Raw genomic sequence first — 15,778 nt, forward strand, 5'->3', positions numbered from 1 at the left:
CGAGCCGGGCGGCGCCAATCGCGGCTCCTCCGCCGAGCGCCACCGCGCCGGCCGCACCGATCGTCGTGCCGAGCGCGGCGCCGGCACCGAGCTGCGGCGCCCCTGCGACCAGCCCCGAGGCAATGCCGGGACCGAAGATACCGAGGCCGAGCAGCGATAGGGCGCCGAGCGCCAGGCTCATGGCCTGGCCGAGGTCGGGCTCCTGCCCCTGGAGCGCGGTGGTGAACTCGGCGAAGAAGCTGGAGCCGATTCCGACGATGACGGCGAGCACCATGACCTTGATGCCCGAGGAGACGACGTTGCCGAGCACGCGCTCGGCAAGGAAGCTGGTGCGGTTCCACAGCGCGAAGGGCACGAGAATGAAGCCGGCGAGGCTCGTCAGCTTGAACTCGATGATCGTGACGAACATCTGCACGGCGAGGATGAAGAAGGCGAGTATGACGATCGCCCAGGCGAGCAGGAGCACCGCGATCGTCAGGAAGTTCTCGAAGAAGCTGACGAAGCCCATCATGCTCGCGGCCTGCTCGAGAAGCGGCCATGCGGCAGAATAGCCGGTCGCGGCGAGCCGGCCCGGCCTCAGCAAATCGTCAGCCGAAAGCGTACCCCCGCCGGCGGTCAGCCCGGCCTGGGCGAAGGACTTGAAGATGATATCGGCCAGCGTCGAGAAGCTGTTCAGGATGAACGCGAAAGCGCCGACGTAGAGAATCTTGCGCAGGAAGCGGCCGATGACGTCCTGTTCGCCCCCCATGGCCCAGAACAGGCCCGCGAGCGTGATGTCGATGCCGATCAGCGTCGCGGTCAGGAAGCCGACATCCGGGCCAAGCAGCCCGAAGCCGCTATCGATGTAGCGGATGAAGGCTTCCATGAACCGGTCGATGACGTTGAGATCGTTCACGGGCGCGTCGTTTCCTGCTGGTGTGGCGACGAAATCGCGGGGCGTGGCCTGGGGAGCGGGTAGCCACGCCCCGCGGCGATGACGGCGTAGGGGGGACCGCCGCCATCAAGCTCGGCTAGCGGGGCGTGTAGGTCGAGCCGGTTCCGAGAAACCTCTTGGTGGCGAGGCGTCCGTCGATCTCGGCCTGCGCGCGCCGCGCGGCCTCGGTCGCCTGGGCGCGATATTGCGCCGCCATGAGATCCTGGATCTGGAACTGCTGCTTGGCCGCGAGCGCGAGCAGCTGGTTCGACGTCTGCGTGGCCTGCAACGCGCCTTCGGCGCCCTGGCTTCGCGCGACGAGCCGGTTCAGCAGGCCGGCATCGGCCTGGACGTTCTCCGCGACCTGGGCCTGGAGCGTCATTGTCTGCCGGTAGGCATTCATCGCCGCGTCGAGCCGCCTGCGCGCGGCGATCACCTGCTGGTCGGTCGAGAGTGCCTGCCCGTAGTCATGCGGGAACAGCTGCCTGAATTGCTGGTCCAGCCCGGAAACCTGGAACCCGATGCCCTGCGCCTGCGCCATCAGCCGGTCGATCTGCTGGATGTCGGCGTTGAGAGCCTGGAGTTCCGGGAAGTCGACGCGCGCCAGGTTCTTGGCCTGGTTGAGCAGCATCGTCGCTTCGTTCTGGAGCGACTGGATCTGGTTGTTGATCTGCTGGAGCGTTCGCGCCGCGGTGAGCAGGTTCTGCGAATAGTTGCGCGGGTCGAACACCGCCATCTGTGCCTGGGCGGGACTGCTCGACAGCGCGAACGCTGCGACCAGCGGGCCTGCCGCGGCGAGGCCGAGAGCGGGTGCGATCAAGCGGCTACGCAAATACTTTGCCATGGGTCTTACTCCTGGGGCTGGGGGTTGGCGGGGAAGGAGGCGAGCAATTCGGCTGTCCACGGCAGGCCGGCCGCGGCGAGAAAGCGCGCCGCGAAGTCGTCGGCGCCGCCTTCGTCGAGCATGCGGTCGATCAGGGCCTGGGTGGCAGGATCGGATGCACCGCAAAGCGCGAGGCCGACCGGTCCCAGCCCGAGCTCGAACAGCCGATTGCCGCGCGCCGACTGGAGGTAATAGTGGCGCTTGGGGGTGGCGCGGCTGACCAGCCCGATCTGCCGCTCGTTGAGCCCGAAGCGTTCGTAGGCGGCGCGGCTTTGCGGCTCGATCGCCCGGTCGTTGGGCAGGAAGATGCGCTGCGGGCAGCTCTCGATGATGGCCGGCGCGATGCTGCTGTCGGCGATGTCGGCGAGGCTTTGCGTCGCGAACAGCACGGCGACGTTCTTCTTGCGCAAGGTCTTCAGCCACTCGCGGATGCGCGCGGCGAACAGCGGATGGTCGAGGAAGATCCAGGCCTCGTCGAGGACCAGCAACGTCGGCCGGCCGTCGAAGCGCTCCTCGAGCCGATGGAACAGGTAAGTGAGGACCGGCGCGACGACGCTTGCCTGGCCCATCAGCCCCTCGGTCTCGAAGCATTGCACATCGGCGAGCGCGAGGCGCTGCTCGGCCGCATCGAGCAGGCGCCCGTAGGGCCCCTCCAGCGTGTAGGCGGCCAGCGCCGTGCGCAGCGCGCTCGACTGGAGCAGGAGCGCGAGTCCCGTCAGCGTGCGCTCCTCCACCGGCGCGGAGGCGAGGCTGGCGAGCGCGGACCAGACTGCCTCCTTGACCTCCGGCGTCACCGTCACGCGCTCGTGGGCGAGGAGCGTGGCGATCCATTCGGCGGCCCAGCTTCGTTCGGCTAAGTCGTCGATCCCGCGCAGCGGCTGGAAGGCGAGCGCCTCGCCCGCGTCGGCGCCGAGCCCGAGCGCGTGGTGCGCGCCGCCCATCGCCAGCACCGCGGCCCGCGCGGAAAATCCCTTGTCGAAGATGTAGAGCTGCGCGTCGCGATAGCGGCGGAACTGGAGCGCGATCAGCGCCAGCAGGACCGACTTGCCCGCGCCGGTCGGTCCGACCACGAGCATGTGGCCGACATCGCCGACGTGCGTGGAAAGCCGGAACGGCGTGGTGCCGGACGTCTGCGCGTACAGCAGCGGCGGGCCGCCCAGGCGACGGTTTTCCGTCGGCCCTGCCCAGATGGCCGAAAGCGGCATCAGGTGCGCGAGGTTGAGCGTGTGGACCAGCGGCTGGCGGACGTTGGCGTAGACATGTCCGGGCAGCGAGGAGAGCCAGGCTTCGACCGCGTTCACGGTCTCGCGCACGCTGGTGAAGCCGAGGCCGCCGACGATCCGCTCGACGGCGCGGACCTTTTGCTCCGCCTTGGCGGCATCGGGATCGCTGACGGTGATCGTCGTGGTGAGATAGCCGAAGGCGACATGGTCGCCGCCGAGCGCCTGCAACGCGAGGTCGGCGTCGATTACCTTGTTGTCGGCATCGCTGTCGAGGAGCTGCGTCGGCTGGTTGTAGAGCACTTCGCGCAGCAGTGCGGTGATCGACTTGCGCTTGTTGAACCATTGCCGACGGATGCGCGTCAGCACCTTGATCGCGTCGGTCTTGTCGAGCGCGATGAAACGGGTCGTCCAGCGATAGGCGAAATCCGCCGCGTTGAGGGCATTGAGGATCCCGGGCCTGCTCGCATTGGGAAAGCCGAGGAGCGTGATCGTTCGCAGGTGCGCTTCGCCGAGCCGCGGCTCGAGCCCGCCGACAAGCGGCGTGTCGGCGAGGACCGCGTCGAGGTACATCGGCATCTCGGGCACGCGGACGCGGTGCGGCCGGGCCGATATGCCCGCGTGGAGGTAGGTGAGCGTCTCCGCGTCATCGAGCGCGCGGATTTCCGGCATGAAGCCCGAGAGCAGGTCGAGCAGGCGGTTGGTTTCGGTCACGAAGCCGCCGAGGGCGGCGCGCCAGTCCCGCCCGGCGTGCTCCTGCGGGCGTTCCACCAGCACCCGGCCCGCGGCATCGCTGCTGTCGGCCGGAGGCATCCAGACGAGCGTGCCGTAATAGCGGCTCTCGAAATGCTCGCCTTCGGCTTCGAAGGCGATCCGCCGCTCTTCGTCGACCAGCCAGGACGCGGCGTCCGGGAAGCGGCTCTGCGGATAGGCCAGCGCCTCCTGCCGGACCGCCTCGAAGAACAGCGCCCATCCCGAGCCGAGCCGCCGGAGTGCGTTGTTGGCGCGCGCCGAGGCGGCGACGAGCTCGGCCTCGGTCGCGCTTTCCAGGTCGGGACCGCGAAAGGCGAAGCTGCGCTGGAAGCTGCCGTCCTTGTTGAGGACCACGCCCGGCGCGACCAGCGCGGCCCAGGGAAGATGGTCGGCGAGCCGATCGGCACGCCGGCGATATTCGTGAAGCGCTAGCATGCCAGGTATCCCTTCTGGCGGAGGTGCCGCAGCAGCACGGGGGCGAAATCGGGATCGCGCCGCGCGGCGAAGACCGCGAGGCTGTGGCCCACGGCCCACAAGGCAAGCCCGGCCAGCCATTGCTGCAGGCCGAGGCCGACCGCCGCGGCGAGCGTGCCGTTGACGATCGCCAGGCCGCGCGGCGCCCCGCCCAGCAGGATGGGCGAACCGAGGCTGGCGTGGATCGGCACCTCGAAGCCTTCGACATGATGCAAGCCGGTGGTCACGCGACGAGCGCCCCGCCGCCGAAGCTGAAGAAGGAGAGGAAGAAGCTCGACGCCGCGAAGGCGATCGACAGGCCGAAGATGATCTGGATCAGGCGACGAAAGCCGCCGGCCGTCTCGCCGAACGCGAGCGTCAGGCCGGTGACGATGATGATGATCACCGCGATGATCTTGGCGACCGGCCCCTGCACCGATTCCAGGACCTGCTCGAGCGGCTGCTCCCAGGGCATGCCGGAGCCACCGGCCCAGGCGGGTTCGGCAAGCGTTGTCGCCAGACCGAGGGCAAGGCCGGCGAGAAGGTTGGGGCGTAAGGACATAGCGCGCATGGGTCAGTCTCCTGTGAGAGAGGCGGCGGGTTCGGGAGTGATGTCGAGCACGGCGTATTCGGCGTCGGGATCGAGGCCGACGACGCGCGCGAGCGTGTCGACCCGCCGGCCGGTGCCGCGGCCCGAGATGAAGACGACGAGATCGATCGCTTCGGCGATGAGGCGTCGGGGAACCGTGACCACCGCTTCCTGCACCAGCTGCTCGAGCCGGAAGAGCGCCGAGATCGCGCTGTTGGCGTGCACCGTGGCGATCCCGCCCGGATGGCCGGTGTTCCAGGCCTTGAGCATGTCGAGCGCTTCGGGTCCGCGCACCTCGCCCACGATGATGCGATCGGGCCGGAGGCGGAGCGTCGAGCGGACGAGGTCGGCCATCGTCACCGCGCCCGCGCGCGTACGCAGCGCGACCGTGTCGGGAGCGGGCGACTGGAGTTCGCGCGTGTCCTCGATCAGGATCACCCGTTCGTCGAGATGCGCCATCTCGGCGAGCAGGGCGTTGGCGAGCGTCGTCTTGCCCGAGCTCGTGCCGCCGGCGACGAGAATGTTGCGGCGTTCGACGACGGCCAGGCTGAGCAGCCGCGCCGCTTCGGCCGACATGATGCCGTCGGTCACATAGTCCATCAGCGTGTAGAGCCGCGTCGCGGGCTTGCGGATCGAGAAGCACGGTGAAAGGCTGACGGGGGGCAATATGCCTTCGAAGCGCTCGCCCGCGCCTTCGCCCAGCGGGGGAAGCTCGGCCGAGACGATCGGCGCGGCCGCATGCACTTCGGTTCGCGCGTGGCTGGCGACCAGCCGGATGATCCGTTCGACCTGCGCGGGATCGTAGCGAACGCCGGTGTCGATCCGCCCTTCGCCGAGGCGGTCGAGGCGCAGGACGCCGTCGGGATTGACCATGACCTCGATGACCAGCGGATCGCCGAGCGCGGCCGCGATCGTCGGCCCCATCGCCGTGCGCAGCATCGCGCGGCGCCGGCTCTCGGACACGGTGTCGGGACCGCCGCTCATGCCGCGCCTCCCGTGTCGGGATCATGGCCGATGGTGCGCTTGCCGCCGGCGAGCTGGCGGCCGACCTGCGCCACGAATTTCTCGAACCGCTCGCGACCCACGGCGACGGCGGCGGCATCGGCGTCGGGAAGCGGCGCCGTCACCATCAGTTGATAGCGCACGAACAGCGACAGGCTTTCGAGCAGTACTTCGATGTCGCGCCGCGCATGGCTGATCTCGCGGGTGATCCGGTCGAGGCGGACCTTGAGGAGGTCGTCGATCTCTCGGGTAGCCCGCCGCGCCAGCCAGTCGGCGAGCGCGTCATTCACCAGCCGCGACTTGTTGCCGACGGTGCCCGCCGCGAGTGCCTCAAGCGCGTCGCTCAGCTCGCGGTCGATGTAGAGGTTCTGCCGGACCTTCATGGCTTACAGTCCCGGCACGAGATCGCGGTCGCTGCCCTCGTTGAGGGCATACCCGCGGGCGACGGAGGTGAGGCCGCGCGCCTGGTCCATCGCGCGCTGGTCGGTGGCGATATCCTCGTCGTCGGCGGGCGCGAGGGCCGGATCGGGCGCGGTGTCGGGCTGCGACGCGGACTGCTCGGGCAGCGCAGGATGGCGCTGCTGTTCCAAGCCGCCGTCCTCGGCGAGTTCTTCGGGCGCGTCCGGTTTACCCAGCCGCGCATCCGGGCCGCGAACGATCCCGCTCCAGTCATCCCCGCGAGCGCCGGGCCGGTCGGCATAGCGGCCATCGGACAGGGCCGGCGGCGCGGCGACGCGGCCGGTGAAGTTGTAATCCGCGAAATAGCGCAGCTTGCGGGCGCGGATCGGGGCCATGCCGGAGACGAGCACCAGTTCCTCGTCGGGCGAGAGCTGCATCACCTCGCCGGGCGTCAGCAGTTGCCGGGCGGTCTCCTGGCGGCTGACCATGACGTGGGCGAGCCAGGGTGCGAGCCGGTGGCCGGCATAGTTGCGCATCGCGCGCTGCTCGGTCGCGGTGCCGAGCGCGTCGGAGATGCGCTTGGCGGTGCGCTCGTCGTTGGTCGCGAAGGCGACGCGGACATGGCAGTTGTCGAGGATCGAATTGTGCTCGCCATAGGCCTTCTCGATCTGGTTGAGGCTCTGGGCGATGAGGAAGGCGCGGATACCGTAGCCCGCCATGAACGCGAGGCTGGTCTCGAAGAAGTCGAGCCGCCCGAGCGCGGGAAACTCGTCGAGCATCATCAGCAGCTTGTGTCGCCGCTCGGACCTGGATTGATCGAGGCGCTCGGTCAGGCGCCGGCCGATCTGGTTGAGCACCAGACGCACGAGCGGCTTGGTGCGGCTGATGTCCGATGGCGGAATGACGAGATAGAGCGACAGCGGGCGCTCGCCCTCGATCAGGTCCGCGATCCGCCAATCGCAGCGAGAGGTGACCTCAGCGACGGTCGGATCGCGATAGAGGCCGAGGAACGACATGGCGGTCGAGAGCACGCCCGAGCGCTCGTTCTCGCTCTTGTTGAGCAGTTCGCGCGCGGCCGAGGCGACCACCGGGTGGACCCGCGGCGCGTCCTCGGTGCCGAGATGGTTGGTCGTCATCATGCGCCGGAGCGTGGCGACGAAGGGCCGCTGCGGATCGGAGAGGAAGGTGGCGACGCGGGCGAGCGTCTTCTCTTCCTCGGCATAGAGGATGTGAAGGATCGCGCCGACCAGCAGCGAATAGCTGGTCTTCTCCCAATGGTTGCGCCGCTCGAGCGCGCCTTCCGGATCGACGAGGATGTCGGCGATATTCTGAACGTCGCGGACCTCGTTCGGGCCGCGTCGGACTTCGAGAAGGGGATTGTAGCGGGCCGACCGCGCGTCGGTCGGGTTAAACAGCAGCGCGTGGCTGAACCGCGCGCGCCAGCCGGCGGTGAGCTGCCAATTCTCGCCCTTGATGTCGTGGATGACCGCCGAGCCGGTCCAGCTCAGCAGCGTCGGTACGACTAGGCCGACGCCCTTGCCCGAACGGGTCGGCGCGAACGCCATGACATGCTCGGGCCCGTCATGGCGAAGATAGCGGGCGCCGAGGCGCCCGAGCATCACGCCGGCATCGCGCAGCAGCCCGGCGCGCTCGATCTCCTTCTGCGTCGCCCAGCGTGCGGAGCCATAGGTGGTCACGTGCCGCGCCTGCCGTGCCCGCCACAGCGAACCGAAGATCGCGGCGCCGCAGCCGATGAAGCCGCTTGCTCCCGCCAGCGCGCCGGCGCGGTCGAACACATGCGGCGCGTAGGCGTCGAAGTGATACCACCAGGCGAACAGCGCCCAGGGCCGGTAGACCGGCAGGCCGGCGACACGGAACCATGCGGGGCCGAGCTCCGGCTGGTAGGCCAGCATCGCCGCGGCCCATTGCGTCGCCGCCCACAGTCCCGCGACGACGATCGCGAAGACGACCAGGATCTGTCCGATGAGCAATTTGGTGGGCGTCACGTCGAGGCTCCCGCCGGTCGACGTCAGGTCGATCCGGACGGCCTCAAAGTCCGTCCAAGCCCTCGAAAAGAGAATGGCGCTGATGGGCCGGGAACGGTCAGGTTCGGCTGGAAAACCGTCCGTGGCGGCTACAGGCCGGCGACGCTCCGCAGGTGATCGAGCCGCTCGCGCGATACCTGCTCGATGATGTCGCGGAGCTGGCGCACGGAGCCGAGAATTGCGTTCAGTTCCTCGACGGTGATCTCATAGGCGGTGGAGTAGCGCGCCTCGACATAGGCGCGCTTCAGTAGCTGGAAGCGTCGCCGGTCGATTCTGCGCTCGCGCGGCCACGCTTCGATCAGACGCGGTTCGCTGTCCTCGGCGAGCGAGCGCAGGAATTTGATGTTGTGTGAGCGCGGGAAATAGAGCGTTCGCACCAGCAGGAAGCAGATGTAGGCCCGCTCCACTGCTTGGTGCAGCGTGAAGGCGGCATCCTTTCGCCATCCAAGGTCGTCCGCCCCTTTTTGGACTTGGTCACTGGCCGTGGATAAGGCGCGATCGATGCTCGGCAGCCACTCTCCAAAATAGCCAGCTGCCATCTGATAGGCGTCGGCCGACGTGAGCGGCATCGGCGTCGCCAGCGGATGGCATGGCAGCTCGTACAGGATGATCCCGTCGCGGGCGATATCGACCCAGAAATACTCGCCGCGTTTGAGCGACTGGTTCACCTCGTCGAGCGAATGGACGATGATGTTGACGGGGCGCGCGATCGCGGCGTCGCGCAGGATACGGTCTTCGGCCACGTACCAGTAATGCGCAATGTCGGTGAGGTCGTCGTGGTTGACGACGACGAGCAGGTCGAAATCGGACTGGTAACCGTTCTCCGGCTCGTCGACCCAATCGTTCCGGGCGTAGGAGCCGAACAGGATGATCTTGAGGATCTTGCCGTTCTTCCGGCTCTCGGTGGTCGCCCTGCCGATCGCCTCGGCGAACTCCTCCATCAGCACGCACTGGACACGCTCCAGTTCGCCCTGTTGGATCGCCGGTAGGTGATCGACATCCTTTCTCATCAAGAGGAATCTTCGGCGACCGAGTCCCGCTTGGCAAGCACAGGTTGTCGATCCAATGATTTAGGCGCTATGCCTTCCGCGTTCGGCGGCGCCGGATGGCCGTTATCGGCGCGCGTTCTCAAGCGCGGTTCTCACAACTTCCGGGGTCGTCGGACACCCGAAATTTTTGCCCTGCGCCGACAAAATGGGACGCCTGAATCCGCAAAGCATCGCGGAATCGAGCATTTAATGCGCTGATTTGATGAGCGCCTGCCGACATTAATTCTGGCGAAAGCCGGCACCCAACGCTATACAAAAATTCAATCGCGCGAGGGCATTGGGGGGCCTCATTTTGTGACGCTTGTCATCACCGCCTGTACGAATCGCAAGCGCAAGCCGGTTTCCGACAGTCTCCATATGGCCGCTCTCCCGGAGGCGGACCTTTCCAATCTCGCCTACGATTGGGCGCGCCGGCTTGCCCGCGAGCGAGCGCGTTTTCGCGGCGACGAAATCTATGGGGGCCGCAGCTTCAGGGAAGCGATCGCCGCGGCTAGGTTACTCGACGCAAGGTTGATGGTTGTCTCCGCGGGGCTCGGCCTTATCGACGCGGAGGCATCGGTGCCGCCTTATGCCTGCACCGTGCTGATCGGCGCGCCAGACAGCATTTCTGCCCGGATCATTGGCGAATTTGATTCCGCGGCTTGGTGGCGAAAGCTGAACCAAGCTTCGCCATTCGCCGTCGCGCTGCACGATGTCGCCTCGCGGAATGACGGTTTGATCTGCGCTGCGCTCTCAGAAGCCTATATCGATATGATCGCTGCTGATCTTCTGTCGCTGCCCCGAACCGTGCTGGCGCGATTGCGGCTCTTCACACGCGCACCAGCCGACCAAATTCCGGCGACTTTGCGCGATTTTCTCATGCCCTATGATGACAGGCTCGATGGTCCGGACAGCTCAAATCGCGGAACGCGTAGCGACTTTGCCGGCCGGGCTCTGCGCCACTTCGCCGAGGTGATTGCGGATAACGTGGATGCGCGCGACGCGCACGCGCATGCCGAAGCTGTGTCGCACGCGTTAGAGGGCTGGCGGCTGCCGACGCAGTTTGCTCGGACTCGTCATGACGATGCAGCCTTGCTCGACTTGATCCGCGCGAACTGGGACGCAGAAGGGGGAAGCTCCTCACGGCTGCTGCGCCGGTTTCGGGACGATCTCGGCATAGCATGCGAACAGGGCCGCTTTGCGCAACTGGCGCGTATCGTCCGGGGTGAACGCGCATGAACGGGCGCGAATATCTCAAGGTGCGTGCGGTGCGCGCTGAGCAGGGCTCGGGCACGAGCATATTCGCCTTTTTCCTCTACGGTGCCGACATCAATCGCGTTGCAGACATTAGCCGCATTCGTCGTGATGAGCAGGAATTGAAAGGTTTCCAGCGGCGCGAGATCCGCGACCACGTCAAGGAAATTGCCGCCTTTCTTGACAGCGGCCCGGTGCTGTTCCCCAATGCGATCATCCTCGCCCTCTCGCCGGAAGTCGAATTTGCGTCGGCACGCGGGCGTTCGCCCGGCAATCTGTGCGAAGTGGGCGACGCCGGAACGCTTTCGATCCCGATCTACCCGGAGGGACGCCGGGCGGCATGGATCGTCGACGGCCAGCAGCGCTCGCTCGCGCTCAGCGCCGCCAAGGACCGGACGATCGCCGTGCCAGTGGTCGGCTTCGTATCGGATGCGCTCGAGACGCAGCGCGAGCAGTTCATCCTGGTCAACAAGGCGCGGCCGCTGCCCACACGGCTGATCAACGAGCTTCTGCCCGAAGTCAGCGTGCTCCTGCCGCGTGATCTTGCCGCCCGGCAGTTGCCGAGCGCGCTGTGCGAAGCGCTCAACACCGATCCGAACTCGCCCTTCTGTGGGCTGATCAAGCGGGAGTCGGACGCCAAGGATCGGGCCGGGATCGTCACCGACAATGCCCTCATCGAGACGATGAAGGCGAGCCTCAAGACTCCGGCGGGCGCGCTCGGCCAGTTCAAGCACAATGGCGACGGCAACGACACGGCGGCGATGTACGACGCGCTCGTGCTCTACTGGTCCGCGGTGCGCGACACCTTCCCGGAGGCATGGGGCAAGCCGCCGTCGGAAAGCCGGCTCATGCACTCGGCGGGCATCCGCGCGATGGGGGCCTTGATGGACACGATCATGCTGCGCGCCGACGCGTCGCCGGACAAGGCGGCGGCGGTGCGCGCGATGCTCGCGCGGATGGCGCCGCGCTGCTGCTGGACCGGCGGCACGTGGGAGGGCTTGGGGCTCGATTGGAACGAGATCCAGTCGACCTCGCAGCATATCACCAAACTCAGCGATCATCTGATGCATATCGAGCGCGATCTCGCGCGGGCGGCAGCATGAAATTTATCTTCGCCGACAGCCTCGATTATGTGGACCCCGCGTTCGACTTCATCGCCGATCGCAGTCCGGCGGAGCGCCAGCCCTATTGGGACGATGCCTATCCGCACGAGATATTGGGCTATGCCCCTTATGACGGGGTGCTGGTCTCGCGCGGCATTGTCGGCGACCACCGGGTGAAAGGCAAGTATACCGCGAGCCAGGCGCGCCGGTTCCGGCTGGTCGGCGCACGCAAGTTCCTGCGCCTCGACAAGCCGGAATTCGCCCATCTCGAGATATTCGGCGACTGCGGCGCTTTCACCTATGTCCAGGACGAGCGGCCGCCCTACACGCCTGCGGAAATGGCCGAATTCTACGACGAATGCGGTTTCACCCACGGCGCCTCGGTCGACCATATCATCTTCGACTTCGATGCTGGCCTTGTGGGCATGGCCGGCGGGTCGGCCGAGGCCCGGCAGCGCTTCGATATCACGCTGGAGAATGCCGAGGGTTTCCTGCGCGAAGCCAGAGCGATGGACGCGGATTTCACCCCCCTCGGCGTGGTCCAGGGCTGGTCGCCGGACAGCATGGCGGACGCGGCGCGCCGGCTCGTCGCCATGGGCTATGACTATCTCGCGCTCGGCGGCATGGTTCCGCTCAAATCGCCCGAGATCAAGCTCTGCCTGGAAGCGATCCGTCACGCGGTGCCCGCCTCGACTCGCCTCCACATCCTGGGTTTCGCCAAGGCCGACGATATCGACAGCTTCCACGGCTACGACATCTCGAGCTTCGACACGACCTCGCCGCTCATCCGTGCGTTCAAGGACGCGAAGCAGAACTATTACCTGCCCGGTGATGGGCTGGCGCTGCGCTATTTCACCTCGATCCGGGTGCCGCAGGCGATCGAGAATCCCAAGCTGCAACGGGCCGTCAAGAAGGGCATGTTCCGCGCCGAGGATCTGGTCAGGCTCGAAGCGCTGGCGCTCGGCGCGCTGCGCGCCTTCGATCGGGACGAGGCCGAGCTCGAGGAGACCTTGCACCACGTTCTCGTCTACAGTGCGCCGCTGTTCGAGGAGAAGCCGCACGAGGACTGCAAGGACAGTCCGACACTGGCGCGGCTCGCGCAGCGCTACCGCGCGACCCTGACGGAGCGGCCCTGGAAGCAATGTTCCTGCAAGATCTGCCGGGACGCCGCGATCGATGTCATCATCTTTCGCGGCAGCAATCGCAACAAACGCCGCGGGATCCACAACCTCGCGGTCTACCAAGACCATATCGAACGACTGGATTTGAAGCGTGCCGTTGAACCAAGTGATGACCTACCTCGCCGTCTGTGCGCAGCAGAGCAGTGAGCACAAAGTGCTCAGCTTCGCGGCGAAAGCCGCGGATGTGCTGCGCTTTGCGACCATCGATCGCATCGGGCGGGACGCGCAGGGCGAGCTCAACGGATTTCAGCGCCCGCAGGTCGCGGCCCATATCCGCGAGATTCGCGACTATCTCGAAAAGCCCGACGCCGTTCTTCCCAATCCGATCGTGGTCGCCTTCACGGAAAGGGTTTCGGTGGAGGAGCTGGAAACCGGCGTCGTGCGGCTGTCGATCGACATGAGCGCGGGGGCTCCGGGGCTGGTGGTCGACGGCCAGCAGCGGCTCTCGGCCTTGGCCGATCTGGACCGCGACTTCCAAGTGTTCGTCTCGGCGTTGATCTGCCGAGATGAAGCCGAGCTGCGCCGCCAGTTCGTGCTCATCAACAACACCAAGCCGCTGCCCAAATCGCTGATCTATGAGTTGCTGCCGACGGTCGGGGATCTCCCGCCGCGGCTCAGCCGCCGCTCGACGGCATCCGACCTGACGGCGCGCCTCAACTTCGAGAACACCGCGCTCAGGGGTTATATCAAGCAGCACACATGCCCCGAGGGCATCATCGCCGATACCGTGATGCAGAAGATCATCATGGAATCGCTCAGCAACGGCGTGATGCGCGAACTCATTCGCGGTCCGAAAGGCGTGGAACGCTGCGTTCGCCTCGTGTCGAACTTCTTCGAGGCCGTGAAGAAGACCTGGCCCGAGGCCTGGCACGGCCAGAAGCCGAACTCGTCGCGGTTGCTGCATGGCGCGGGCATTCAGGCAATGGGCGATGTGATGGAAGTGCTTGCCGAGCGCGCCGGCGCACGCAGTGTGGAGGACTTCCGCGATGGCCTTGCATCCCTCAAGGACAAGACCGCCTGGACCAGCGGAGAGTGGCACCTCGAGGGCGAAGTGCGGCGGTGGAACAGCTTGCAGAACGTCAATCGCGACGTCGCGCTCTTGAAGCATTATCTAGTCGGGCTCGTGAAGGCGGACCTTCGGCGCAAGGCCAAGCTCGCCCCGGCTCCGCTGCTCGAATCGACGCCGGCCCCGTCATGAGCTACGCCGTCAAGGAGATCTTCAAGACGCTTCAGGGCGAAGGTGCGCAGATGGGCGGCGCAGCGGTGTTCTGCCGCTTTGCCGGCTGCAATCTGTGGTCGGGCCGCGAGATCGACCGGGGCCAGGCGGTATGCAGCTTCTGCGATACCGACTTCGTCGGCATCGACGGCAGCGGCGGCGGCCGTTTCGCCGATGCAGGCGCCCTAGCTGACGCGGTCGAGGCCGAATGGGGCGACAGCCGTCCGGGCCGCTATGTCGTTCTCACCGGCGGCGAGCCCTTGCTGCAGGTCGATCAATCGCTGGTCGATGCGCTCCATGCGCGCGGCTTCGAGGTCGGGATCGAGACCAACGGAACGCAGGCCGCCCCGGCGGGTCTGGATTGGGTCTGTGTCAGTCCCAAGGCCGATGCCGAACTGGTGCTGCGAGCGGGCGACGAGTTGAAGCTGGTCTATCCGCAGGACAAGGCGGCGCCCGAGCGCTTCGAGCATCTCGCGTTCGACCATTTCTTCCTTCAGCCGATGGACTCGCCGCAAGCTACAACCAACCTGGAGGCGGCGATCGCCTATTGCACCAACAACCCGCGCTGGCGCCTGTCGCTCCAGTCGCACAAGATGATCGGGATCCGCTGATGTTCGAACTCAGCAAGCAATTTCGATTCGACGCGGCTCACACGCTCGAACGGTCGATCGACACGGAGTCGAGTCGACGCATTCACGGACATAGCTATCGCGCCGAGGTCGCGGTGCGCGGCCGCCCCGATCCGGTCACCGGCATGATCGTCGATCTCGGTCTGCTCGAACGGTCGATGGAGGATGCGCGCGATGCGCTCGATCATCGCTTCCTCGACGAGATCAACGATCTTGGTCCCGCCACCATGGAGAATCTCAGCCGGTGGATCTGGGATCGGCTGCACCCGGTCGTGCACAATCTCCATAGGGTCAGCGTCCATCGCGACAGCAGCGGCGAAACCTGCTCCTATTGGGGCGAGGAGGCGTCGGCGTGACCCCGGACACGGGCGCGCTGGTGCTCTTCTCCGGGGGGCAGGACAGCGCCACCTGCCTGGCCTGGGCGCTCGACCGGTTCGAAACAGTCGAAACCGTCGGATTCGATTATGGCCAGCGCCACCGCGTCGAACTCGAGTGCCGCGGCGATTTCCGGGCCCGTGTCGCTGAACTCGATCCGGAATGGAGCGATCGGCTCGGTCCCGATCATATGCTCGATCTCTCGGTGCTGGGTCAGGTGAGCGAGACGGCGCTTACTCGAGAAGCGGAAATTGCACTGCGCGACGATGGGCTTCCCAACACCTTCGTGCCGGGGCGTAACCTGCTGTTCTTCACGCTCGCGGCCGCACTCGCGTCACGCCGCCAGCTTCGACATCTCGTCGGGGGCATGTGCGAGACCGATTACTCCGGATATCCGGACTGCCGCGATGACACGCTGAAGTCGCTCCAGGTCACCCTCAACCTCGGCATGGGCAGCCGCGCCGTCGTGCACACGCCGCTGATGTGGCTCGACAAGGCCCAGACATGGGCGCTGGCCGACCGGTTGGGCGGACAGCCGCTCGTCGAACTGATCCGGACGGGTACGCACACCTGCTATCGCGGCGAGCACGAAATTCTGCACGACTGGGGCTATGGCTGCGGTGGCTGCCCCGCCTGCGAGCTGCGATCAAAGGGTTGGGAAGCCTTCGATTCAGCTGCAGACAGGTGACGATTGGGCAAATGAATCATCAACGATGATGGCATAAGAGGATCGAA

Annotated in this window: 16 protein-coding genes; 7 read left to right on the forward strand and 9 right to left on the reverse strand. The window is 66.4% G+C overall.

Translation table 11 applies throughout. The annotated features are described in order from the left end of the window. The 9 genes from trbL to IEW58_RS13545 form a co-directional block, all read right to left on the reverse strand. On the reverse strand, positions 1-895 hold an 895-nt coding region (trbL, locus tag IEW58_RS13505), incomplete at its 3' end, for a P-type conjugative transfer protein TrbL (protein WP_188645849.1). A 115-nt stretch (positions 896-1,010) separates the two neighbouring features. After that, positions 1,011-1,757, reverse strand: a complete 747-nt coding sequence (trbJ, locus tag IEW58_RS13510; RefSeq protein ID WP_188645850.1) for a P-type conjugative transfer protein TrbJ — start codon at positions 1,755-1,757, stop codon at positions 1,011-1,013. A 5-nt stretch (positions 1,758-1,762) separates the two neighbouring features. Beyond that, positions 1,763-4,204 carry a conjugal transfer protein TrbE gene (gene trbE, locus IEW58_RS13515; RefSeq protein ID WP_188645851.1) on the reverse strand — a complete coding sequence of 814 codons (2,442 nt, stop codon included), beginning with the start codon at positions 4,202-4,204 and terminating at the stop codon, positions 1,763-1,765. Continuing rightward, entirely contained in the window at positions 4,198-4,470 is a 273-nt protein-coding gene (locus IEW58_RS13520) for a VirB3 family type IV secretion system protein (protein WP_188645852.1), read from the reverse strand. The genes trbE and IEW58_RS13520 overlap by 7 nt, the downstream gene beginning before the upstream one ends. Further along, on the reverse strand, positions 4,467-4,784 hold the full coding sequence (locus IEW58_RS13525; protein WP_373284782.1) for a TrbC/VirB2 family type IV secretion system protein: 318 nt from the start codon (positions 4,782-4,784) through the stop codon (positions 4,467-4,469). The genes IEW58_RS13520 and IEW58_RS13525 overlap by 4 nt, the downstream gene beginning before the upstream one ends. 12 nt (positions 4,785-4,796) lie before the next feature. Then, complete coding sequence (trbB, locus tag IEW58_RS13530; RefSeq protein WP_188645854.1) at positions 4,797-5,795, reverse strand: P-type conjugative transfer ATPase TrbB; 999 nt, start codon at positions 5,793-5,795, stop codon at positions 4,797-4,799. Continuing rightward, the gene (locus IEW58_RS13535) at positions 5,792-6,196 is read right to left on the reverse strand and encodes a CopG family transcriptional regulator (RefSeq protein WP_188645855.1); all 405 of its coding nucleotides are present in this window, start codon (positions 6,194-6,196) and stop codon (positions 5,792-5,794) included. The genes trbB and IEW58_RS13535 overlap by 4 nt, the downstream gene beginning before the upstream one ends. Positions 6,197-6,199: 3 nt before the next feature. Continuing rightward, positions 6,200-8,218, reverse strand: a complete 2,019-nt coding sequence (locus IEW58_RS13540; protein ID WP_188645856.1) for a conjugal transfer protein TraG — start codon at positions 8,216-8,218, stop codon at positions 6,200-6,202. A gap of 128 nt (positions 8,219-8,346) precedes the next feature. Next, on the reverse strand, positions 8,347-9,267 hold the full coding sequence (locus IEW58_RS13545) for a nucleotidyltransferase and HEPN domain-containing protein (protein ID WP_096341780.1): 921 nt from the start codon (positions 9,265-9,267) through the stop codon (positions 8,347-8,349). 333 nt (positions 9,268-9,600) lie between these two features. Here IEW58_RS13545 and IEW58_RS13550 point away from each other — a divergent pair, with 333 nt between their 5' ends. From IEW58_RS13550 to queC, 7 genes are read left to right on the forward strand one after another with little or no spacing between them, the layout of a single operon-like run. After that, on the forward strand, positions 9,601-10,524 hold the full coding sequence (locus IEW58_RS13550; protein WP_188645857.1) for a hypothetical protein: 924 nt from the start codon (positions 9,601-9,603) through the stop codon (positions 10,522-10,524). Next, the gene (dbpB, locus tag IEW58_RS13555; protein WP_188645858.1) at positions 10,521-11,642 is read left to right on the forward strand and encodes a DGQHR domain-containing protein DpdB; all 1,122 of its coding nucleotides are present in this window, start codon (positions 10,521-10,523) and stop codon (positions 11,640-11,642) included. Before IEW58_RS13550 ends, dbpB (IEW58_RS13555) begins: the two co-directional genes overlap by 4 nt. Beyond that, positions 11,639-12,970 (forward strand): tRNA-guanine transglycosylase DpdA, encoded by a 1,332-nt coding sequence (gene dpdA, locus IEW58_RS13560; protein WP_188645859.1) that lies wholly within the window; start codon positions 11,639-11,641, stop codon positions 12,968-12,970. The genes dbpB (IEW58_RS13555) and dpdA overlap by 4 nt, the downstream gene beginning before the upstream one ends. After that, positions 12,933-14,021 carry a DGQHR domain-containing protein DpdB gene (gene dbpB / locus IEW58_RS13565; RefSeq protein WP_188645860.1) on the forward strand — a complete coding sequence of 363 codons (1,089 nt, stop codon included), beginning with the start codon at positions 12,933-12,935 and terminating at the stop codon, positions 14,019-14,021. The genes dpdA and dbpB (IEW58_RS13565) overlap by 38 nt, the downstream gene beginning before the upstream one ends. Then, positions 14,018-14,650 carry a 7-carboxy-7-deazaguanine synthase gene (gene queE, locus IEW58_RS13570; RefSeq protein ID WP_188645861.1) on the forward strand — a complete coding sequence of 211 codons (633 nt, stop codon included), beginning with the start codon at positions 14,018-14,020 and terminating at the stop codon, positions 14,648-14,650. The genes dbpB (IEW58_RS13565) and queE overlap by 4 nt, the downstream gene beginning before the upstream one ends. Continuing rightward, complete coding sequence (locus tag IEW58_RS13575; protein ID WP_096341774.1) at positions 14,650-15,024, forward strand: 6-pyruvoyl trahydropterin synthase family protein; 375 nt, start codon at positions 14,650-14,652, stop codon at positions 15,022-15,024. Before queE ends, IEW58_RS13575 begins: the two co-directional genes overlap by 1 nt. Next, complete coding sequence (queC, locus tag IEW58_RS13580; RefSeq protein WP_188645862.1) at positions 15,021-15,731, forward strand: 7-cyano-7-deazaguanine synthase QueC; 711 nt, start codon at positions 15,021-15,023, stop codon at positions 15,729-15,731. Before IEW58_RS13575 ends, queC begins: the two co-directional genes overlap by 4 nt. Positions 15,732-15,778 lie beyond the last annotated feature (47 nt).

This window comes from Tsuneonella deserti, from assembly GCF_014644315.1.
Lineage (GTDB): Bacteria > Pseudomonadota > Alphaproteobacteria > Sphingomonadales > Sphingomonadaceae > Tsuneonella > Tsuneonella deserti.

Coding starts and splice junctions, on each gene's coding strand:
- IEW58_RS13545 (WP_096341780.1), bottom strand. CDS start 9,267: ATGAGAAAGGATGTCGATCACCTACCGGCGATCCAACAGGGCGAACTG.
- dpdA (WP_188645859.1), top strand. CDS start 11,639: ATGAAATTTATCTTCGCCGACAGCCTCGATTATGTGGACCCCGCGTTC.
- trbJ (WP_188645850.1), bottom strand. CDS start 1,757: ATGGCAAAGTATTTGCGTAGCCGCTTGATCGCACCCGCTCTCGGCCTC.
- dbpB (WP_188645858.1), top strand. CDS start 10,521: ATGAACGGGCGCGAATATCTCAAGGTGCGTGCGGTGCGCGCTGAGCAG.
- dbpB (WP_188645860.1), top strand. CDS start 12,933: ATGACCTACCTCGCCGTCTGTGCGCAGCAGAGCAGTGAGCACAAAGTG.
- trbE (WP_188645851.1), bottom strand. CDS start 4,204: ATGCTAGCGCTTCACGAATATCGCCGGCGTGCCGATCGGCTCGCCGAC.
- IEW58_RS13535 (WP_188645855.1), bottom strand. CDS start 6,196: ATGAAGGTCCGGCAGAACCTCTACATCGACCGCGAGCTGAGCGACGCG.
- IEW58_RS13525 (WP_373284782.1), bottom strand. CDS start 4,784: ATGTCCTTACGCCCCAACCTTCTCGCCGGCCTTGCCCTCGGTCTGGCG.
- IEW58_RS13575 (WP_096341774.1), top strand. CDS start 14,650: ATGTTCGAACTCAGCAAGCAATTTCGATTCGACGCGGCTCACACGCTC.
- trbB (WP_188645854.1), bottom strand. CDS start 5,795: ATGAGCGGCGGTCCCGACACCGTGTCCGAGAGCCGGCGCCGCGCGATG.
- queE (WP_188645861.1), top strand. CDS start 14,018: ATGAGCTACGCCGTCAAGGAGATCTTCAAGACGCTTCAGGGCGAAGGT.